This window comes from Pseudoalteromonas sp. 20-MNA-CIBAN-0454, from assembly GCF_040308685.1.
GTDB classification, from domain to species: domain Bacteria; phylum Pseudomonadota; class Gammaproteobacteria; order Enterobacterales; family Alteromonadaceae; genus Pseudoalteromonas; species Pseudoalteromonas nigrifaciens.
Genome location: NZ_JBEOOB010000015.1, coordinates 1 through 21,060, shown reverse-complemented (window position 1 = coordinate 21,060; position 21,060 = coordinate 1). Strand labels below are relative to the sequence as shown.

Genomic DNA, 21,060 nt, shown 5'->3' with positions numbered 1-21,060 from the left:
TATGAAGTATTTAATCTTTTTTGTGTTTATTTCTTCACTACTTAGTGGCGTTAGCGTGGCGCAAACAATTCTTGATGTATCTCCCAAAGTTTGTGTTGTCTCTGAACAGCATGATTTTTGCGATCTCAATTTGCAGTTTAAATGGCAGCAGTTAGCGGTTAAAGATGTGTGTTTGTATCAACAAAATACGCAAATACGATGCTGGCAACAGCAAGGTTCTGGTCAGTTTAGCTATAAAGCGCGTGTTCAGGTGGAGACCATATACTCCCTGATCAATCCTCACACCGGTGACTCACTTGCGAGCGTACTCGTTGAAGTACAAAGTGCCCATACTAAAAAACAGTATCGGCTGCGTTCACCGTGGAGCTTTTTTTAATTTAGGAGTAGTAAATGCCAAAAATATTACTTGTTGAAGATGATCTTGGTTTACAGCAATTAACCAAAGATTACCTCGAACATAATGGCTTAGAAGTCGACGTACTAGATCGTGGTGATGAAGTGTTTACTTACCTTGAAAGTAATCCCGTCGACCTGATTATTTTAGATGTAATGCTGCCAGGTAAAGATGGCTTTAGTGTTTGCAGACAAGTACGTGATAAATACACCACTCCTATTTTAATGTTAACGGCCAAAGGTGAAGACTTTGATCAGGTAATAGGGCTAGAGCTTGGCGCTGATGACTATGTTATTAAACCGGCTGAGCCACGTGTATTATTAGCAAGAATTAGCGCATTATTACGCCGTGGGCAACCTAACTTAAAAGCCACCGAAGAGCTGCAGTTTGGCGACTTATTTATTGATAAAACCAGCCGTATTGTTAAGTTATCGGGCGCAGAAATAGTCCTAACCTCACATGAATTTGAATTACTTTGGCTACTAGCATCAAATGCCGGAGAAGTATTGAGCCGCGAACATGTGCACCAACATATGATAGGGCGACAATACGATGGCCTAGATCGCACCGTAGATGTACGCGTTTCAAGAATTCGCAAAAAACTGGGCGATAACAGCGACAAACCTTATCGGATTAAAACTGTTTGGGGACAAGGCTATTTATTTGTTTCTGACGCGTGGGATATGTAATTAATGCTTAGTGTTAAGCTGCGTTAATGGGCAAGCTGTTTATAAGCCTGTATGTGTATATTATTGTCTCGTTATTTATTGTCAGCGGGGTAATTGAACAGCTTTGGCCATATGAAGAATCGCAGCAGCAGGTGCTACTCGACGATGAGTTTGGCCAGTCTTTGTGGCTATTATCACAAACCCCTAATGGGCTTACAAAGCTAAAAAACCATTTTTCTAGTCAAGTGATTGCTCAGCGCGATTTAATATTACCCGCCGAGCAACAAGCTCAGCTATTAAAAAATCACTACCTTTATTTATATGATAAACAACAGCGCATAGTTTGGTATGTTCAACTTAACGCCACACAACTATTACAGGTTGGCCCTATAGGGGGGGCAGCCAAGCCCGTTGCCTCTGTTTTACCCTACTTATTGCTGTTATTAATTGTAGGCATTCCTGTTGGTTTGTGGAGTTTTTTACTGTGGCGAGACTTTGCTAAGCTGCGTAATGCATGCGAGGCCGTAGGTGGCTCACAGGACTTTCAATTAACAGATAGCTCTAAATCATTTTTTTTACCTATAACGGGCACCTTGCAAGTGATGCAGCAGCGAATTGAGTTTTTATTAACCGCGCAGCAAGAGCTTACCTCATCGGTATCGCATGAATTTAGAACGCCACTGGCGCGGTTAAAATTTGCCATTGCAATGCTTCAAGACCGAATGCTCGATGATAAAGCCGAAAAATACTTAGCTAATATGCAAGTCGATATAAATGAACTTGAGGCACTGGTTTCTGAAATGCTTGAGTATGCACGTTTAGATTCACAGCAACCGAGTTTACAGCTGATCAATTGTAATTTAGTGGCAGTGGTTAAAACGGTGGTTGAAAAACTCAGTTTTGATACGCGAATAAAGTTAAGCACTACATTACCCAGTGAACTGATTTACCGCTGCGACAGTCACTTTATGGCGAGAATAATGCAAAACTTGGTAGGTAATGCTTTAAAGCATGCCAATAATAGTGTGCAAATAACCTTATTAGCGCAAGCTAATAATATAGTTTTTATTGTTGAAGATGATGGCAATGGTATTGCTGAAGTTGAGCGTGAAAATGTATTTAAGCCATTTACTCGATTGGATAAAAGTAGAGATAAAAAAACCGGTGGGTTTGGCTTAGGATTGGCTATTGTCAGTAAAATTATTTCTTGGCATCAAGGTCAGTGTACAATTGAAGATTCAAGCTTAGGCGGAGCTAAATTTATTGTCAGCTTACCGATTAGTAAATAGCAGCTTTTAATACATAAATAAAAAGTACATAAATAAAAAGTACGCAGATAAAAAACACTCAATAAAAAAGCGCCCTTGTTAACAAGGGCGCTTTTTTGGGTTTTAATCAAAATCAACAAGTAGCAAAGTAATAGACAGCCCCTTTATAAAAAAGTTCTTAATTTAATTATTTTTCTTTTCTAGTAATGGCATTAACATTTGCTCTAGCCCATTGAGCTTTACCTCATACATCATGGCGAGTTGGCTGCCTAGCTTTGAGTCGGGAAACCCTTGTTGTTTAAACCATACTAAATAGGGCTCGGGTAAAAGCAGTAAAGGGCGGCCTGCGTACTTTCCAAAGGGCATAATAGTATTAACGGCAATTTTTAGCTGTGTAGGATCCATTGGCTTTAAAGGTTTTATAAAACATAGCTAAGTGTAAGGTATATTAAAGAGATAAAATAGGCTGTGACGGGCAAGTAACAGCCTATTTAACGAGGGAGCAGGCCCTCTGGATTAATATATTTTATTAGCAAGCCCTTCGTTAGCTGGAGTCTAATTAGGGGCAGGTGCTTGCGCTAATATTTACCAATAGTCTTTAGTTTACCTGCTTTTTTCTATGTTAGAGAATTAGCTTGTAAAAGAATGTAAATTCAAATTAGTGCTGCTTTACGAAAATAATTTTTGTTTAACGTGCTCAGCAAAACCACTACCGGCTTCTAAGTAAAAGTTATAGGTAGAATTTACACCCATTTCTTCTAACTCTTTTTGCTGATCAGGGTAGTTAGCAATAGCGGTAACTTGCCCTTTATAACCCGATGCTTTTAATTGCTCTAACGCAAAAATATTTTGCATATGCTGTGGCATTGTTAGCATGACCATTTCAACACGAGAGTGATTTACGCGCTGCCAAAAGTCAGGGTCGGTTGCATCTGCTATTAATACATTTCTTCCGCGTTTTATGTGCTTATCAACTACTTCAGGCTTTATGTCTATACCTGCAACTAGCTGTGGGTGCGTAGCATTTATTGTTTCATAAGCACCTGTGCCAATTCTGCCCATGCCAAATATAACAATTTTAGTGTCGTTAAGGTTAACAGGCAGTTCTTCGGATAAACGAGTTTTACTTTCAAACTTTAGTAGCCAAGGCTCTATTTTTGCGTAAATTTCGTTAGAACGCTTATTTAAAGGGGATGCAATAATAAAAGTAATTGATACGGCAATTGCAATAACGGCTAACCACTCAGAGGTGATCATGCCTGTAGAGGCGGCTACAGCGCAAACTATTAAACCAAACTCGCTATAATTAGCTAAACTAAAAGTGGTTAGCAATGAGGTGCGAGCACGTAAGTTAAACATGTTTGTTAGCACATAATATAAAAACGTTTTGATTGGTAATACTAACACCAGTAATAACGCGGCAAGTAATGAGCTGGTGGTAAGCTCTGCGTTTAAACCTATTGTTAAGAAAAAGCCAACCAATAAAATATCTTTTAAATTAAGTAATGACTTAGAAAGTTCACTGGCCTTTTTATGAGGCGCAATCATCATACCTATTATTAATGCCCCTAAATCACCTTTTAAACCAACTAGCTCAAATGCATGATAACCAGCCACAAGTGCAAAGAAAAACCCAAATAATGGCAGGAGTTCGCCGTGTTTAGAGCGGTTTAGTATCCACCCCATAACTGGGCGTACTAGCGGCAGTGAAATAATAAGTACCAAAGCCCAAATATTAGGGATTTTACCTGTGCTAATAGCTAAAAATACCACGGCAAAAATATCTTGCATAACTAAAATACCAATGGCTACTTTTCCGTGTAAGCTGCCCATTTCACCACGTTCTTCTAACACTTTAACAGCAAAAACGGTACTAGAAAAACTCAATGCAAAGCCAACTAATAAAGCGCTTTGCCAGCTCAAATCAACAAATAATGGCAGTGCAAATAGGCTAAGTAATAGCATAAAGCCACTAAATAACGCACTACTCAAAATAATATGTAAAGTAGCAGAAGCCCACACTTGTGGTTTCATTAAACTATTTACTTTTAGCTTTAAACCAATACTAAATAATAAAAGCGTAACGCCTAAGGTAGCAATGGTGTTGAGTAATTCGGTGCTTTTATAGCCCGCTAAATTAAGCGCGAATCCCGCAAGTAAAAAACCGATAAGAGGAGGGAGCTTTAGCTGATAAACAGCAAAGCCAAACACAAACGCGGCGGCAAAGTAAATTAGTTCCATAATTATAAATATCACTTCATTGGGAGGTTTAGTGTAACGAAAAATCAATACCATTGAAAATAAATATACAAATACTCACCATTTTACTCATACAATAAGTCCTTCATAAAAGATTAGGCTTAAGCGCCGTTTAATCAAATACTTGCTCTGTTGCGTATGAAAAATGGACATTTAACACTTATTTAATCGTAAACAGCATGTAAATAGTAGTTTTTCACTGACAAGAGCATTTAAATGTGGTTAAGATGCGCTAACGACGAAGTTTAAGTTAGAGCACATTATAGAGCCGCTCAGCTTAAGGAGAAAAATATGTTTAAAAAGATTTTAGCATCGGTTGGTATTGGTGCCGCCAAAGTAGACACTATTTTAGAAACAGAGCACCTTCAGCCTGGGCAATTATTTAATGCGCAAATCGTTATTACAGCTGGTGATGTAAGCCAAGAAATTGCAGGGTTAGATTTACTATTAATGACGCGAGTTAAAGCATCAAATGAAGATGGTGACTATTTTACCAACCACGTTATAGAGCAGTGGCGCATTACAGATATAGGCACGGTAGAGCCAGGGGAAGTTAAAACGATTCCTTTTCAAGCACGGTTGCATTCAGAAACACCTATTACTGAAATTAATGCAGGGTATAACCAATCTTATGTTTGGCTTGAAACTGGGCTGGACATTGATTTAGCGCTTGATCCAAGTGATAAAGACCATTTACATGTGTACCCCAATGAAGCTGTTAAAACGTGTATGCAGGCCATGGAAAAGCTAGGCTTTAGCCTAACTAAAGCTGATGTTGAAAAAGGCCACTTGCGCGCATCAACGTTTCAATCAGTGTCTGGTTGTTATCAAGAGCTAGAATACAAGCCTAACAGCCGCAGTTTATTTGGAGTGAAAGAAATTGAATTATCATTCATTCCAGAAGCACATAAAACCCATGTGTTAATTGAGTTAGATAGAGCATTTAAAGGCGATGGTTATGTAGATTTAACCATAGAGCACGACCATGTAAATCTCTCGCAATTATGCGATCAGTTAGAGCGACTATTTACCTAAGGTAGATAATTACTTAAAACAAACCCAGCTTATGCTGGGTTTTTGTTTTAAGCCATTTTATTATATAGCATAGCGGTTAATTAAGCCCCTAGCTGCATTACTGCTATTATGCCTAGCCCTAATAACGTATAGGCTTTTATGTCTATTAGAGCCAACGACAGGAGTTACAATGGCGTTTAAATGTGAAACTTTTACTGCGCTCAATACGCAAACCTTATTCTCCATAATGCGTGGGCGCGTAGAGGTATTTGTAGTTGAGCAAATGTGCCCTTATCCAGAGCTTGACGATAATGATATAGCACCAAGTACCTTGCATATTTACACTGTGAAAAATAATACGCTACAAGCTTATGCTCGATGCTACGAAAAAAACGCAAAATACAGTGCGATCGGTCGCGTGTTAGTCACTAAAGAGGAACGAGGTAGAGGATTGGCTCAGCAATTGGTTACAGAGGCCATTAATTGCTGTAAAAGCCAATGGCCAGAACGTGATATTTATATTGGTGCGCAAACGTACTTACTGGAGTTTTATCGCTCATTCGGATTTGAAAGTATTAATGCTGAATATTTAGAAGATGGCATTGCTCATCAAGATATGGTTTTACAACTAGTACCTTGATTACAAAAGCCCACAATGTGGGCTTTTTTGTTGTTAAGAGCAGAAACTAACTTTAGCTTAATAATGAATGTAAAAATACCAGGCCTATCGCCAGTGGGCATACAAACTTAGTGTACCAAGGCCATACTTTCCAAAATAAGGTATTGTGTACTTCAGGGTTACCTTCTTGAATGGCCTTTAGTAATGAGCCTCTTGACCAAATCCAGCCTACGTATATACAACACATAAGACCTAATAATGGCTGTGCCACTTTAGTGGTTAAGGTGATCACTAAGCCAAACAGTAACTCTAAGTTACACACTATCGTGATGCTCACTAGAGTGATTAATGCACCAATTACCCAAGTGGCCTGTAAGCGAGACATTGCAAAGCGTTCTACCGTATAAGATACCGGCGCTTCGAGCATTGAAATAGAGGAGGTGAGTGCTGCAATGCTCATTAGCGCAAAAAACGCAAAGCCAACAAATAACCCCATACCACCCATACCATCAAAAAGTGCAGGTAATACTTGAAATACTAATGTGTCTTCAGAGAGGAGCTTTCCGGTAGTCGGTGAGAAAATCTCAATCCCTTGTGCTTGTGCTACATACATAGCAGGAATGATTAATAACCCTGCGACAAAAGCAATAAATACATCAATAAGCGTGACATAAGCACCTAACGAAACTAAGTTCTCTTTTTTACTAATATACGAGCCATAAATAATCATCACACTGGTACCTAGTGATAATGAAAAGAATGCTTGCCCTAGTGCACTAACTAACAAGTTAGCATCAAAAATAGATGAGAAATCAGGTACTAAATACGCCTTTAAGCCTTCAATAGCGCCATCTTGGGTCATTACATAAATAATTAACGCAAATAAAATGCTGAGCAAAGCAGGCATTAAACGTTTTGACCATTTTTCGATTCCGTTTTCAACGCCACGACTAATAATAGCAACGGTTAGTACAATAAAGATCATAGTGAAAATGATGTTTCTGCTAAGTGACTGTTCACCTAGCCAAGCAGATGCAGAGTTTGCGCCCACTAACGTTGTAATAGGTTCTGCTGTTGCACTTAGCATCCAACCAGCAACAATGGCATAAAAGCTTAAAATAAAGCCAGCACATAAAATACCGCCAAAACCAACCGCAAAAGAAAAATGTTTTTGCCAAGGTTTATTAGATATTTTTCTAAGTGAAGAAACCGCATTTGCTTGGCCATGACGACCAATCATTAGCTCCGCCATTAAAGCAGGATAAGCCAAAAAGAATGCCAGTACTAAATACGCAATTAAAAATGCGGCACCACCATTACTTGCGGTTTGTGTAGGGAAACCCCAAATGTTACCTAAACCTACAGCAGATCCTGCGGCGGCCATTATAAAACCAAAGCGAGAGCTAAACTCGCCTCTTACTGCACTCATATTATTGTACTTCTCTATTTTGTGACGGCGCAGACAATCTACTGGAAATGTAAAAAAATAAAAAGTGCTAATTTGGTGATCTAGCACAATTACTTTATTAAACTCTGTGTTATGAACATAGATTTTAGTTTAGTAACTTAAAACTAAAAATTAACAGCTTGATATTGTTTAATAATTGTTAATTTACAGTGTGTAGCCTTTACTTTACACTAGGGTGTTGTTGAGCTATTTTCAGGGTAAAACAAGCTCCACCTAACTGCTTACTTTTGCCTGCATAAACACGGCCGTGATGCCAGTCAGCTACTTTTTCAACAATTGCTAATCCGAGGCCATAACTTTTATCAGCTCGATTGCGGTGATTGTTTTCGCGAAAAAAAGGGCTAAATACTTTGCTAAAGTTTTCAGCTGCTATGCCTGGGCCATCGTCCTCTACGGTAATAATAATATGTTGCTCATTGACAGTGGCACTTACATAAATATGTTGCAGGGCAAAGTCGCAGGCATTATTAATTAAATTAGTAACGGCTCTGGCAAGCCAATGTAAGTCGGCATAAATAACATCGTTACTACTATTAAGTTGCACACTGAGTTTGTGGGAGTCTAATTTAGGCGATAGCTGCGCTAAAATATCTTCAAAGTAGCTGCGCATATGGGTTGCAGAGTAGGTTAAGCGGTTGGCATTTTGTTCTAGCGTGGCAAAGGCTAGGTAGCTTTTTAGCATAGACTCCATATGGTCTAAGTCATTTTCCATGCGGGTTAAATATTGCTTCACTTTTGGCATGTCATTGCTATCTATTGCAGCATCTAAACCAAATCGCAGGCAAGCTATGGGGGTGCGAATGTCATGGGATAAACTCGAAGCCATTAGCTTATTTTCAGCAACCAGCTTTTCTATTTGACTCGCCATACGGTTAAAGGTGAGCTCTACATCTTTTATATACGTGAAATGAGAGACTTTGATACGAGTTTTAACATCACCCGATGCAAATTTTTTAGCTGCTTCATTTAACACGCTCAAGCGTTTGGCTAAGGGATAAATAATAAAGCCCATAAATACACACAGCCCAGCGTAAAATAATAAGGTTAGAATAATATCGTCGCGTTGCTCTGCTTCAAATGAGTTATCGAGGCGCATAGATAAATGATAAGGGCTTAATGCTTGGTTGCTATAAAGCATATGAAAACCCTGTTCGCCCTCTAAAATTAACCCACCATGGGTTTGCATTTGCATAAGTAAGGCAGGGCTAAGCGCTAAAGTGTCGTTTAGCTTATAGGTAAGCGGCAGGCTAAAGTCGTTGGCTAACTTTGTAACATAATTACTGCGCTTTGTAGGGGGGAGAGTAGCAAGCTGCTTGCTAAACCCTGCAATCATTTTACTTTGCATGCTAAATTCGTCTAAAGGGGCGTGTGTATTTTGACTAAAAGCGTCAATAAGCCAGCCTAAAACAATAATCGAAAGCAGTGCGCTGCTAAGCAGTGCAATATAAAACTTTTTCATTTGTAGCTACCAAGCAGTGGCAACGAGTAAATAACCTCGTCCCCAAATTGTTTTAATTTTTTCAGGGTTTTGCGGATCGTCATTAAACTTTTTACGTAGCGCAGAAATAAGCACATCAACACTTCTATCAAGGCCGTCGTACTCGCGTCCTTTGGTTGCTTTAAACACCGCATCGCGTGATACAACTTGCCCTGCGTTACTGGCTAAGTAATGCAGCAATAAATACTCAGCGCTAGATATATTTATATCGATATCGTTAAGTTTAACGCTTCGCGACTCACTATTAATGCTCAAAGCCCCTACATTAATAATACTATGCTGTTTATGAGATTGGCTGCTTTGGGTGGTGAGCCTAAGGGCTGACTTTATTCTTGCTAGTAATGCACGAGGGCGTACCGGTTTCATTATGTAGTCACTGGCACCTACCTCTAAGCCAATCACTTCATCCATTTCGTCATCACGAGCTGTTAGCATAATAATAGGAGCTTGATAAAAGCTACGTAGCTCGCGACAAACGCTTATGCCGTCTAACCCAGGAAGCATAATATCAAGTAGTATTAACTGCGGTTTCAAGGTTTTAACTTGGCCAACAACTTCATCACCGCGATGACAAACATGTACACAATAGCCTTGTTCTGTTAAATATTCAGCCACCCATTGTGCCAAAGAAATATCATCTTCAACGAGTAAAATAGTACCGTAATTATCCATAAGACTTCCTTATTAAAACAATCGCCAACGGCGTTTTTTCTGCCTGTTTTGATAAACCCACTGTAACTTTACTTCAGTGGTGGCTATGACTTTTGCAGTATTACTATCAAATAATTCAAATGATAAGCTCTGCTCAGAGTCAAATGCATAATTAAAAACGCCGTGTTGCTGCTTAAGCCAACATTGCATAATATATTTTGAGGTAGCGTCTCGTAAGCAGTAGTTACCTATTGTGGGCTGCTGCCATGATAAAACCACTTCAGTATAACAGTGGCGGCCTTCACGTAGTGCCACGCAGGTATTAGGTATTGCACTAAGTGCGGTTACCTCTTGGGGCACCTCGGCGAGTAAACTGCCAGGGTAAGCTAATAGTAAATAACACCAGCGTCTAAAATACATAACGCACGCCTAGCTTGGCTTTGTGTTGGTACCCTTGAGAAATAATAGGGCTGTCGTCAATTTCTTTAGAAAATAAAGTCGTTAACCAGCCGGCTAAAAACACCCAGTCTTGGTTAAGCGGGTACTCAGCATGAAACTCAAGCATAATGCTGCTGCTGGCATTGGTTTTATAGGCAGGACGCAGCAAGGTAACTTCACTTTGCTCAATACCAAAATAATAGTTAGTAAAGTCAGCAGAATAGGCACTAAAGCCTATGCCTGAGCGAAACTCCCAGTTACGCCAAGGTTGTATTTTGCTAAAAAAAGAATTAAATACCCAGCCATTGTGGGCGTTTGAAATGTCATGCAAAAATTCAATAGAAACCTGTGAGCCATCAAATCTGTGGGTAAATCTAAGGCCTGTATTAAAGTCATACTTACGCTTTTTAATGCCGCGTAATTCCTCAACCACACCATTGTTATAAAACCCCAAGCCTTTTTGACCAAACCCAGCTTGGGCGTTAGCACCGATTATATCGAGCTCCCAATTATATTTGTTAATTAGACTGTAGCCTATAACAAGGCCGCCGCTGAGTTGGTTATGGTCATAATCGAGATAAAAGTTATCAAAAGAAACCGCAAGGCTGAGATCTAATTCAATACCATCGTCATAGGAGTCCATGCCGATAAGGTAAGAGTCTTCAATATAATAACCAGTACCGGCGCTCCAGTCCCATGCAAAGCCTTGAATAGGCTCCAAGGTATTATCAGCATAATAGCGGTTACTGGCAGTACTATGGGCACTAAATACACAGGCAAATAATAAGCAGGTGTAACATAAAAAATAGCTAAGTATTGAGTGCTTCATCCTTGGAACCTAAATAAGTAATGATTATAAAGCGTAGTATATTGTTAAACGTTCCTTTAAACCTGTAAAAAAATGTAGTGTTTAACTTACGCTTATATCACTTTAATTTTGTCGATTAATATACTGCTTAAATAAAACTGCATCATTGGTGCTAAAGCACTTATTTCTGTGCGAGTACACGGGCCTTGCACTTTAGTCAGTGTGCTAAGCTTGCTCATTGTATTATATTTAGGAATAGTTACCTTTGTATTTGCCTCGGCGCGTGCTAAACGTGCTTGTTCGGTATTTTGCTGGTGGACAAAGGCGACTACTTCAAGTTCATTAGTGATTTTTTGCTCTTCGGTAAAACTATAAATCAGTGATTCACGATGAAAGCTAGTGCTATCTAAAGATGATTTTGCAAACCAAACAACATCACCAGAGGCTTTATGCGTTAAGCGCATGCTAACTTGCGCTAAAATAGTTGCACACTGCTGGGTTGGAAATTGCTGTGCAACTTTAGAGTATAGAGCATAAGGTTGTTTGGGCTGATTTAACGTGTATTTACTATCATCGGTAAACGACAGATCAACTTGATGAATAGCAAGTGTGTAATCACTATCGTTTTTAGTAGTTACTTTTAGTTGTTTGTCATTGAGCGCTTGGCTTATTTGCGCCAGTAAAGTGTCGGTTACACTTACTCTGTCGGTAACAATTTTAACCGTTTGGTTTTTCATTACTTTATGAGCTGGTAATTGCACTGACTTTACTTTAGGCGAGGTGTGTTGTGCCTCATACTCCAGTTGGTATGTCTGACTTTTTAACATTGGCTTTAAGGGCATTGCCAATGGCTCAGCAGGCTGATTTGTTGTTGTGGTTATAGCGCAACCCGATGAAAATAATATAAAAAGTGGTACAACTAAAAAACGCATAAATACTTCACACTCAGTAAAAGGCCAATAATCAACATATTGTACGTTAGTCTTGACAAAAGTTCATGATATTATATGCATAGAAGCAATTAAAAAAAGAAAAAACAGCCACCGATGAAGTACCTTAATTACTCGATTTATTACCTGCTCGCCTTTTGTATTTTAATAACCCACTCAGAGGTTGCTGCAAATGTAGATCCAGATTGGCCTGCATTTGTAAAAAAATATGGGCGTTACGCAGAAAAAAAGCTTAAACGAAAAGGTATACCTGGCGCGGCTTTATCGATTGTTAATATGCAGTCGAGTGATTATATTCATACCATGGGCTTTACCAAAGTGGGTAGCTCTCAAAGGGTTAATCAACATACACGTTTTAGATTAGCATCAGTATCTAAAACCTTTGCAGGATCGTTAGCTGCTAAGCTTGCAAGTGAAGGGGAAATAGATTTATACCAGCCTATTAGCGACTATATTCCTGAATTTGCTAACACCGACTACAAAGATAATTTAAAGGTTTATCATATTTTAAGTCACTCTAGTGGCCTAGTTCCCAACGCCTACGATAACCTAATTGAATCACGAATGAGTTATCCAGATATTGTTGAAAAGCTACTTACGGTAGCGCCCATATGCGATCCTGGGCAGTGTTATGGCTATCAAAATGTGATGTTTAGTTTAATTGACGATGTAATTTTAAGGAGTACTCATAAAAGTTACTCTCAGTGGCTAAATGACGCTATTTTTACGCCCTTAAAAATGCATGACACTAGTTTAGGCTACGACGCTATGGTGCAAGATAAAAACTACGCATTTCCACATGTAAGAGGGAAAAAACGTTGGTATAGCGCTAAGCTGAAAAAAAATTATTATAAAGTAGCCCCCGCTGCAGGCATAAATGCCAGTGCTGCCGATATGGCAATATGGCTAAAGGCGCAATTAGGTCAGTACCCAAATGTATTATCGCTCGATGCATTAGCGGTACAAACACGTCCCTATACGCATACCAAAAAAGAGCAATACCGACGAGTATGGAAAGGTCATCTTAGTGAGGCTTTTTATGGGCTAGGTTGGCGAGTATATAACTACGATGATGAAACCCTTTATTACCATAGTGGTTGGGTGCAAGGCTATCGCACCGATTTAGTGGTTTTTCCTCATTTAAATGTGGGTTTTAGCTTAATAATAAATGCCGAAACTGGGGTGATAAATGAACTTACAACAGAGTTTATAAATAGAGTGCTTAAATATAAGCGAGGCTAAAAATCATGATTAAAGATAAAAGGCTTTTAATCTTGGCGCTACTGGTTATGGTGTTTAATAGCCAATTTGTATTTGCCGCCCCAGATAAGATTTATTTATTTCGCCACAGTGAAAAACAAGCCGGTAAAAACCCGTCGCTTACAGTGCTTGGCGCACAACGTGCACAGTATTTGGTACAGTTAATAAAACAACATAAAAACGTGCAGCTATTTAGCAGCAATTATAAGCGTACATTACAAACAGCAGCGCCAATGGCTACTTACTTAAGCACTACAGTAAAAATGTATGATGCAGCTGATTTAGCTTCACTTGAAAGTAAACTACTAAAATTACAGGGTGTTGTAATTGTTGTAGGACACAGTAATACCACGCCTGAACTTACGGCACTGCTTTCAAAAGGTACGGTGAGTGCTATGTCTGAAGATGAGTTTTCGCGCTATTACATACTAGATAAAATACGCGATAAAGCCCCAAAAGATGCACCACAATATAGGGTCAGTGAACTCACTATGGATTTTAATCATTAATTTAAAAGTGACAGATAATAAAAAACCAGCGGGTGCTGGTTTTTTTATATTACCGGGTAAATCCTACAAGTAGGTGTTTAGCCACGCGGTAATTTAATTTTTTTCTCTTCACTTTGGCGGTAAAGCACAATAGTGTGACCAATTGATTGTAATTTAGTTGCACCAGTTTCACGCACAATTGCTTCAAAAATGAGCGCTTTAGTTTCGCGATCATCAGTTGGAACCTTCACTTTAATTAATTCGTGAATTTCTAATGCGCTTTGAATTTCTACTACTACGCCTTCGGTTAAACCGTTAGAACCTAGTAAAACTACAGGCTTGAGGCTATGTGCCTGACCTTTTAAAAACTGCTTTTGTTTGTTTGATAATGTCATGTTTATACAAATTTTGCTGAATATGGCTTGAATTAAGGGTATTCTACCGCCATCTAAAGAATATTACTAATTAGTTGCGTGTTAATTTATGACAAATAAAAAACAGTCAGCCAGTTCACAGCGATGGCTGAAAGAACATTTTGATGATAAATATGTTCAAGAGGCGCAAAAAAAAGGTTGGCGTTCTCGAGCTGTTTTTAAATTAGATGAGGTCCAAAGTAGAGACAAGTTACTCCGCCCAGCAATGACTGTTGTTGATTTAGGGGCTGCACCGGGTAGTTGGTCACAATATTTGGCAGAAAAAGTAGGAGATAAAGGCCAAGTTATAGCGTGCGATATCCTCCCTATGGATTCATTAGCGGGTGTTGACTTTTTACAAGGCGACTTTCGTGAAGAAGCAGTGTTAAGTGCGTTGTTAAAACGTATTGATGGCAAAAATGTTGATGTGGTACTCTCTGACATGGCACCAAATATGAGTGGTAACAATTCAGTTGATCAAGCTGGTAGCATGTATTTGGTCGAGCTTGCACTGGATATGTGTAATCAAGTACTAAAGAAAAATGGTGCATTTATTGTTAAAGTATTCCAAGGTGAAGGCTTTGATCAGTTCTTGCAAGATGTACGTAATAGTTTTAAAACAGTGAAGATACGTAAACCAGATGCCTCGCGCGCCCGTTCACGGGAAGTATATATAGTAGCGACTGGATATAAACTGTAGTACAGTTGTTGGGCGTTTAGTTGAATTTAAATTAATTGGATACAAGAGGTTAACCCCTTGAGCGATATGGCAAAAAATCTAATACTCTGGCTGGTTATTGCAGTTGTGCTGATGTCAGTATTTCAGAGCTTTAATGGCGGCGATCAAGTAGATCGTCAAACTAGTTATAGTCAATTTGTTAAAGATGCCCGCAGTGGCTCTATACAAGAAGTGGCAATTGAAAGTACCAGTGGCACAATTACAGGTACAAAAACCAGTGGCGAACGTTTTCAAACGATTATGCCAATTTACGACAAAGACATTTTAAATGATTTGTTAAAAAGTAACGTGAATGTGAAAGGGGTTAAACCTGAAGAGCAGTCATTTTTAGCAAGCATATTTATTTCTTGGTTCCCTATGATACTGCTTATTGGTGTGTGGATATTTTTTATGCGTCAAATGCAAGGCGGTGGCGGTAAAGGGGCAATGTCGTTTGGTAAGAGCAAAGCGCGCTTAATGAGCGAAGATCAAATAAAAACCACTTTTGCCGATGTTGCTGGTTGTGATGAAGCTAAAGAAGATGTATCAGAATTGGTAGATTTTTTACGCGACCCATCAAAATTTCAAAAATTAGGTGGCAGCATTCCTAAAGGCGTGTTGATGGTTGGTCCTCCTGGTACAGGTAAAACGTTACTTGCTAAAGCCGTTGCTGGTGAAGCAAAAGTGCCGTTCTTTACTATTTCTGGTTCGGACTTTGTTGAAATGTTTGTTGGTGTGGGCGCATCTCGCGTACGAGATATGTTCGAGCAAGCTAAAAAAGCATCACCCTGTATTATCTTTATTGATGAAATAGATGCTGTAGGTCGTAAACGTGGCGCTGGTATGGGCGGCGGTAACGACGAACGTGAGCAAACGCTAAACCAAATGCTAGTCGAAATGGATGGTTTTGGTGGTAACGAAGGTATTATCGTTATTGCTGCAACTAACCGCCCAGACGTATTAGATCCAGCCTTACTTCGTCCTGGTCGTTTTGACCGTCAAGTTGAAGTTGGCTTACCTGATATTCGTGGCCGTGAGCAAATTCTTAAAGTACATATGCGTAAAGTGCCATTAGGCGACAACGTTGAAGCGGCTGTAATTGCACGTGGTACACCGGGTTTTTCAGGTGCTGATTTAGCAAACCTAGTAAACGAAGCTGCACTGTATGCGGCACGCGGTAATAAACGTGTTGTAAGTATGGCTGAGTTTGACGCTGCTAAAGATAAAATCATGATGGGCGCTGAGCGCAAAACCATGGTGATGAGCGAGCAAGAAAAAGCCATGACAGCGTACCATGAAGCTGGCCATGCTATTGTTGGTCGTATGGTGCCAGAGCATGATCCTGTTTATAAAGTATCTATAATTCCACGTGGCCGTGCGCTAGGTGTAACTATGTACTTGCCTGAACAAGACCGTGTAAGCCATTCGAAAGAATTGCTAGAGTCGATGATCTCAAGCCTGTATGGCGGACGTATCGCAGAAGCACTTATTTATGGTGCAGATAAAGTAACCACAGGTGCTAGTAACGATATTGAACGTGCGAGTGATATTGCCCGTAAAATGGTAACGCACTGGGGTTTAAGTGAAAAACTTGGACCACTACTTTACGCAGAAGATCAAAACGATATGTACATGGGCGGTGGCCGCTCTATGAGTATATCGGACGAAACAGCTAAAATTATCGATAGCGAAGTACGCTTATTATCAGATCGTAACTATCAGCGAGCAGAAGCGATATTAAAAGAAAATATCGATATTCTACACGCAATGAAAGATGCGCTGATGAAGTACGAAACGATTGATGCTAAGCAAATTGATGATTTAATGGCGCGCCAAGAAGTTCGTGAACCACGCGATGCGCATGACCGCCATGAAAAAAAGCCAGTTAAAGAAGATGTTTCAGCAGAAAAATTAGTTGATGAAGATCAAAAACCAACTGATGAAGCTAAAAAAGATGAAACAAACCTTGATGACAAAGCTGAATAATCGTTAAAATAGCTAAACTAAAAGCCCCGAACCTCGGGGCTTTTTTGTATCAAACGTATAAAATCAACCTCAGCTAGCCCAATAAGTTCAAACAAAAAGGTCATCATGAATAATTTACTTAACTTGCCTCGCAAACGTACACTAAGTTTGGCAAACCCAGTAATTATGGGGATTCTTAATGTTACTCCCGATTCATTTTCAGATGGCGGGAAGTTTATAGACCCTGATATTGCGCTGCAGCGTGCGCTGCAATTGTTAGACGACGGGGCGCAAATTATAGATATTGGCGGAGAGTCGACTCGCCCAGGTGCTCCTGATGTGAGCCTTGAGGATGAATTAGCACGTGTAATACCAGCGATTAAAGCAATTCGTGAAAACAGTGATTGCGTTATATCTATTGATACCAGTAAAGCACAAGTAATGCACCAAGCTATTTTAGCTGGGGCCGATATTGTTAATGACGTACGTGCATTACAAGAAAGCGACGCACTGAACGTAGTGGCGCAGTTTCCTGATGTTGCGGTGTGTTTAATGCATATGCAAGGCCAACCTCGCAGCATGCAGGCAGCGCCGCACTATGATGATTTATTTACAGATATAAAACAGTTTTTTAGTCAGCGTATTGCTGCGTGTAAAACAGCGGGGATTAAGCAAACACAACTTATTCTTGATCCTGGCTTTGGTTTTGGTAAAACACTCAGCCACAATTACCAACTACTGGCGCAGTTTAATGACTTTAATCAGTTTGGTTTACCGTTGTTAGCGGGATTATCGCGTAAGTCGATGATTGGCAACTTATTAAATAGAAATACAAATGAGCGATTGGCCGGCAGTTTAGCGGGCGCATTAATCGCAGCACAAAATGGTGCGCATATTATTCGTGTACACGACGTAAAAGAAACCGCAGATGTACTTAACGTACTACAAGCCTGCAAACAAGGAGTACTTTAAATGAAAGAAAGAAAATATTTTGGCACCGATGGTGTACGCGGGCTCGTGGGTGAGCATCCTATAAATCCTGAGTTTGCAATGAAACTAGGTTGGGCTGCGGGCCGTGTCTTATCAGAAAACGGCACTAAAAAAGTGATGATAGGTAAAGATACCCGCATTTCAGGCTATATGTTAGAAACCGCATTACAAGCAGGGTTAATTGCAGCAGGAATCGATGTTGTATTACTGGGCCCTATGCCAACCCCTGCGATTGCTTATTTAGCACAAACATTTAGAGCCGAAGCCGGCATAGTAATTAGTGCATCGCACAACCCGTATTACGATAACGGCATAAAGTTTTTTAACTGTCGCGGTTTAAAGCTTGATGACAAAGTAGAGCTTGAAATTGAAGCCATGCTTGATGAACCAATGACTTGTGTTGAGTCAGATAAATTAGGTAAAGCGAGTCGCTTAACTAGCGCTGATGGTCGTTATATCGAATTCTGTAAAAGCCAATTTCCACAAAGCTTGTCGCTTGAAGGATTAAAAATTGTACTCGATTGTGCCAATGGCGCAACTTACCATATTGCACCATCAGTTATGCGCGAACTAGGTGCAAATATAATCACGCATGCGTGTGAGCCCAATGGTGTAAATATTAACCATGAATGCGGCGCTACTCACGTAGATACCCTAAAACGTAAAGTGCTTGAACATAATGCAGACGTGGGCATTGCCTATGATGGCGATGGCGACCGTGTAATGATGGTTGATCATAATGGTCGTGTGTTTGATGGTGATGACTTAGTGTATATTATTGCCTGCCAAGCAGCGCAAGATGATAATTTAGGTGGTGGTGTTGTTGGCACTGTTATGTCAAACATGGGCCTTGAAAATGCATTGAAAGCCAAAGGTATTGAATTTGCACGCAGTAAAGTAGGCGACCGTTATGTAATGGAATTGCTACAACAAAAAGGCTGGACTATTGGCGGCGAAAGCTCGGGCCATGTATTAAACCTTGATTTAATTAGCACCGGCGATGGTATTATTTCAAGCTTGCAAGTACTAGCTGCTATGGTTGCGCAAAATAAAACATTACAAGACTTAGGTACTGGTTTTACTAAGTACCCAATGAAAATGATTAACGTACGTTACACCCCAGGTACAGATCCGACAAAAGCGCCTGCAGTATTAGCTGCAGTAGCAGAGGTTGAGCAAACTTTAGGTGAAAAGGGGCGTGTGTTACTACGTAAATCAGGCACTGAACCTGTTGTACGTGTTATGGTTGAGGCCGAACAAGAGAAGTTAGTAATCGACAGCGCAGAAAAAATAGCCGCGGTTGTTGAATCTATGAGCAAACAAACTGATTGATAACAATAACCTCTTGTAACTTTGGGCGAGTCGAGTTAATATCTCGACCGCTTTCTCATGTGGAGTGGAAAAATGGCAGCACGCAAGGCGATGGTCGCAGGCAATTGGAAAATGAATGGCTCTTTAGAGCTGGTTAAACAAATGTCTGATGCTATTAACAATGTTAAATCAAACGAGATAGACATTGTTTTATTTCCTCCGTTTCCGTTAGTGTCAGCAATGATAGCCAGCGATGTTTCAACGGGAACTCAAACTGTGTCAGAAAATACCCCCGGTGCATTTACCGGTGAAGTTGATGCACAACTTATTAAAGAGTTGGGCGCCCAATATGTATTAGTAGGTCACTCAGAGCGCCGTAGTATATACAAAGAAAGCAATGATGTCGTAGCTGCAAAATTTGCTCGCGCACAACAAGTTGGTTTAACGCCAATTTTATGTGTTGGAGAGAGCGAAAGTGAGCAAGAAAACGGTAAAACAGAACAAATAGTTGCTGCACAAATTGATGCAGTAATTGAAAAATTAGGTGTAGCAGCACTCAAAGATTCTGTGATAGCATATGAACCCGTTTGGGCCATAGGCACAGGTAAGACTGCATCGCCAGAACAGGCACAAAGCGTTCATAAATTTATCCGTGACAAAATCGCTTCATTAAACAGCGATTTAGCACAAGGGCTAACCATCTTATATGGTGGTAGCGTTAACGAAAAAAATAGCGAATTATTATTTGCACAAACAGATATAGACGGCGGCCTAATTGGTGGCGCAAGTTTAAAAGCAGATTCATTTACTGCTATCTGCAACAGTGCAAAAGGGACCGTATAAATGTACGAAATTTTACTAGTAGTTTATTTAGTTGTAGCTTTAGCGCTTGTTGGAATGGTTTTAATCCAGCAAGGTAAAGGTGCCGATATGGGTTCTTCATTTGGCGCGGGTGCTTCGTCAACTGTTTTCGGATCATCAGGTGCAGGTAACTTTATGACTAAAACAACGACAGTTTTAGCTTCTGTGTTTTTTATATTAAGCATAGTACTGGGCAACCTTACTGCAAGTCATATTAAAAAGACTGATGAATGGGAAAACCTTGAAGCAGCACCCGCTTTAGAAACAGTTATTCCTGTTGAAGAAGATGTGCCAGTTACATCTTCGAAAGAGCAACGCTCTGACGTACCAAATTAATTTAGCGTAAAAGCTAAAACGTTAAACGATTTATACTCCTCAAATAAATCATAAAGTTTAACACCTAAGCGCAAGCTTAAAAAATGCGGATGTGGTGGAATTGGTAGACACGCCACCTTGAGGGGGTGGTGCTTTAGGGCATGGGGGTTCAAGTCCCCCCATCCGCACCAAATTTAAAACCCAGTAACTAACGTTGCTGGGTTTTTTGCTTTTAGCTAACGTTACCTTTATTACCACAAAATCTCCTCACAAAATCACTTATTTAATCTAACAACAGATGCTTTTAGAACACACATTATTACTTGTGTAATCAGTTATGTAGCATTTTCATATAACAATAAAATCCTTGGTCCATTTAAACTATGCCGCAATGCTAAATTGATGCTAAGTTAAATAAAAAATAGGAGATAATTTGTGTCAAAAGTAGCGTTTATTTCAGGTGCAAGTAGAGGTATTGGTCGTGCAACAGCCATCGCATTTGCAAAAGCAGGCTATCGAGTAGCAATAACAGCTCGTGAATTAGATAGCGAGGTAGCACAGCAAAGTACGCAAGGCAGTTTAAAACAAACAGCCCAAATGATGGAGCAATTAGGTTGTGAGGTCATTTGCGTATTCCGGTGATGGTGAACACCGATTCCGGTTTTATCGTGAACACTTAAATTCCACGCATTGGGTTCATGACA

At 39.8% G+C, this 21,060-nt stretch carries 23 protein-coding genes and 1 tRNA gene; 15 read left to right on the top strand and 9 right to left on the bottom strand.

The genetic code is table 11. The annotated features are described in order from the left end of the window. Window position 1 precedes the first annotated feature (1 nt). Genes AAEZ22_RS09115 through AAEZ22_RS09105 form a run of 3 tightly spaced genes read left to right on the top strand, consistent with a single transcriptional unit; the run spans window position 2 to window position 2,351 of the window. Entirely contained in the window at window positions 2–376 is a 375-nt protein-coding gene (locus AAEZ22_RS09115) for a DUF3019 domain-containing protein (RefSeq protein WP_011327545.1), read from the top strand. A gap of 14 nt (window positions 377–390) precedes the next feature. Then, window positions 391–1,083, top strand: coding sequence for a response regulator (locus AAEZ22_RS09110; RefSeq protein WP_011327546.1), 693 nt, complete (start codon window positions 391–393; stop codon window positions 1,081–1,083). Window positions 1,084–1,109: 26 nt separating this feature from the next. After that, window positions 1,110–2,351, top strand: a complete 1,242-nt coding sequence (locus AAEZ22_RS09105; RefSeq protein ID WP_197181907.1) for an ATP-binding protein — start codon at window positions 1,110–1,112, stop codon at window positions 2,349–2,351. A gap of 162 nt (window positions 2,352–2,513) precedes the next feature. Here the strand turns inward: AAEZ22_RS09105 and AAEZ22_RS09100 are convergent, their stop codons facing one another. Next, a complete protein-coding gene (locus AAEZ22_RS09100) occupies window positions 2,514–2,735 on the bottom strand; it encodes a DUF3820 family protein (protein WP_041454363.1) in 222 nt (73 codons plus the stop codon). Window positions 2,736–2,999: 264 nt separating this feature from the next. Beyond that, the gene (locus AAEZ22_RS09095) at window positions 3,000–4,571 is read right to left on the bottom strand and encodes a cation:proton antiporter domain-containing protein (protein ID WP_041454668.1); all 1,572 of its coding nucleotides are present in this window, start codon (window positions 4,569–4,571) and stop codon (window positions 3,000–3,002) included. Between the two features lie 309 nt (window positions 4,572–4,880). On the opposite strand from AAEZ22_RS09095, the gene AAEZ22_RS09090 reads away from it, so the two are divergent. Beyond that, entirely contained in the window at window positions 4,881–5,624 is a 744-nt protein-coding gene (locus AAEZ22_RS09090; protein ID WP_011327550.1) for a sporulation protein, read from the top strand. A 169-nt stretch (window positions 5,625–5,793) separates the two neighbouring features. Continuing rightward, window positions 5,794–6,243 (top strand): GNAT family N-acetyltransferase, encoded by a 450-nt coding sequence (locus tag AAEZ22_RS09085; protein ID WP_086993505.1) that lies wholly within the window; start codon window positions 5,794–5,796, stop codon window positions 6,241–6,243. 52 nt (window positions 6,244–6,295) lie between these two features. On the opposite strand, the gene AAEZ22_RS09080 is transcribed toward AAEZ22_RS09085, so the two are convergent. From AAEZ22_RS09080 to AAEZ22_RS09055, 6 genes are all read right to left on the bottom strand, one after another. Continuing rightward, window positions 6,296–7,651 (bottom strand): sodium-dependent transporter, encoded by a 1,356-nt coding sequence (locus AAEZ22_RS09080; protein WP_086993503.1) that lies wholly within the window; start codon window positions 7,649–7,651, stop codon window positions 6,296–6,298. Window positions 7,652–7,850: 199 nt separating this feature from the next. After that, complete coding sequence (locus tag AAEZ22_RS09075; RefSeq protein WP_197181906.1) at window positions 7,851–9,149, bottom strand: ATP-binding protein; 1,299 nt, start codon at window positions 9,147–9,149, stop codon at window positions 7,851–7,853. Between the two features lie 6 nt (window positions 9,150–9,155). Continuing rightward, complete coding sequence (locus AAEZ22_RS09070; protein WP_011327554.1) at window positions 9,156–9,860, bottom strand: response regulator; 705 nt, start codon at window positions 9,858–9,860, stop codon at window positions 9,156–9,158. Between the two features lie 12 nt (window positions 9,861–9,872). Continuing rightward, on the bottom strand, window positions 9,873–10,259 hold the full coding sequence (locus AAEZ22_RS09065) for a DUF3019 domain-containing protein (RefSeq protein ID WP_041454364.1): 387 nt from the start codon (window positions 10,257–10,259) through the stop codon (window positions 9,873–9,875). Then, window positions 10,249–11,106 carry a MipA/OmpV family protein gene (locus AAEZ22_RS09060; protein WP_086993499.1) on the bottom strand — a complete coding sequence of 286 codons (858 nt, stop codon included), beginning with the start codon at window positions 11,104–11,106 and terminating at the stop codon, window positions 10,249–10,251. The genes AAEZ22_RS09065 and AAEZ22_RS09060 overlap by 11 nt, the downstream gene beginning before the upstream one ends. A gap of 92 nt (window positions 11,107–11,198) precedes the next feature. Then, complete coding sequence (locus tag AAEZ22_RS09055) at window positions 11,199–12,017, bottom strand: hypothetical protein (RefSeq protein WP_011327557.1); 819 nt, start codon at window positions 12,015–12,017, stop codon at window positions 11,199–11,201. 114 nt (window positions 12,018–12,131) lie between these two features. Between AAEZ22_RS09055 and AAEZ22_RS09050 the strand changes: the two genes are divergently transcribed. Both AAEZ22_RS09050 and AAEZ22_RS09045 read left to right on the top strand, forming a co-directional pair. Then, on the top strand, window positions 12,132–13,277 hold the full coding sequence (locus AAEZ22_RS09050) for a serine hydrolase domain-containing protein (protein ID WP_011327558.1): 1,146 nt from the start codon (window positions 12,132–12,134) through the stop codon (window positions 13,275–13,277). Window positions 13,278–13,282: 5 nt separating this feature from the next. Beyond that, window positions 13,283–13,804, top strand: a complete 522-nt coding sequence (locus AAEZ22_RS09045; RefSeq protein WP_011327559.1) for a SixA phosphatase family protein — start codon at window positions 13,283–13,285, stop codon at window positions 13,802–13,804. A gap of 77 nt (window positions 13,805–13,881) precedes the next feature. Here the strand turns inward: AAEZ22_RS09045 and yhbY are convergent, their stop codons facing one another. Then, a complete protein-coding gene (gene yhbY, locus AAEZ22_RS09040; RefSeq protein WP_011327561.1) occupies window positions 13,882–14,178 on the bottom strand; it encodes a ribosome assembly RNA-binding protein YhbY in 297 nt (98 codons plus the stop codon). A gap of 88 nt (window positions 14,179–14,266) precedes the next feature. Here yhbY and rlmE point away from each other — a divergent pair, with 88 nt between their 5' ends. The 8 genes from rlmE (at window position 14,267) to AAEZ22_RS09000 (ending at window position 20,998) form a co-directional block, all read left to right on the top strand. Continuing rightward, window positions 14,267–14,896: a 23S rRNA (uridine(2552)-2'-O)-methyltransferase RlmE gene (rlmE, locus tag AAEZ22_RS09035; protein WP_011327562.1), complete on the top strand. Its 630-nt coding sequence runs from the start codon at window positions 14,267–14,269 to the stop codon at window positions 14,894–14,896. A 57-nt stretch (window positions 14,897–14,953) separates the two neighbouring features. Further along, window positions 14,954–16,900, top strand: coding sequence for an ATP-dependent zinc metalloprotease FtsH (ftsH, locus tag AAEZ22_RS09030; protein ID WP_179808221.1), 1,947 nt, complete (start codon window positions 14,954–14,956; stop codon window positions 16,898–16,900). A gap of 105 nt (window positions 16,901–17,005) precedes the next feature. Continuing rightward, on the top strand, window positions 17,006–17,851 hold the full coding sequence (gene folP, locus AAEZ22_RS09025) for a dihydropteroate synthase (RefSeq protein ID WP_179808219.1): 846 nt from the start codon (window positions 17,006–17,008) through the stop codon (window positions 17,849–17,851). Then, window positions 17,852–19,201 (top strand): phosphoglucosamine mutase, encoded by a 1,350-nt coding sequence (gene glmM, locus AAEZ22_RS09020; RefSeq protein WP_011327565.1) that lies wholly within the window; start codon window positions 17,852–17,854, stop codon window positions 19,199–19,201. Window positions 19,202–19,273: 72 nt separating this feature from the next. Then, complete coding sequence (tpiA, locus tag AAEZ22_RS09015; RefSeq protein WP_352297019.1) at window positions 19,274–20,023, top strand: triose-phosphate isomerase; 750 nt, start codon at window positions 19,274–19,276, stop codon at window positions 20,021–20,023. After that, window positions 20,024–20,377, top strand: a complete 354-nt coding sequence (secG, locus tag AAEZ22_RS09010) for a preprotein translocase subunit SecG (protein WP_011327567.1) — start codon at window positions 20,024–20,026, stop codon at window positions 20,375–20,377. It abuts the gene before it with no gap. 85 nt (window positions 20,378–20,462) lie between these two features. Continuing rightward, window positions 20,463–20,547, top strand: a tRNA-Leu gene (locus AAEZ22_RS09005). Between the two features lie 244 nt (window positions 20,548–20,791). Further along, window positions 20,792–20,998, top strand: coding sequence for an SDR family NAD(P)-dependent oxidoreductase (locus tag AAEZ22_RS09000; protein WP_352297016.1), 207 nt, complete (start codon window positions 20,792–20,794; stop codon window positions 20,996–20,998). The last annotated feature ends 62 nt before the right edge of the window (window positions 20,999–21,060 follow it).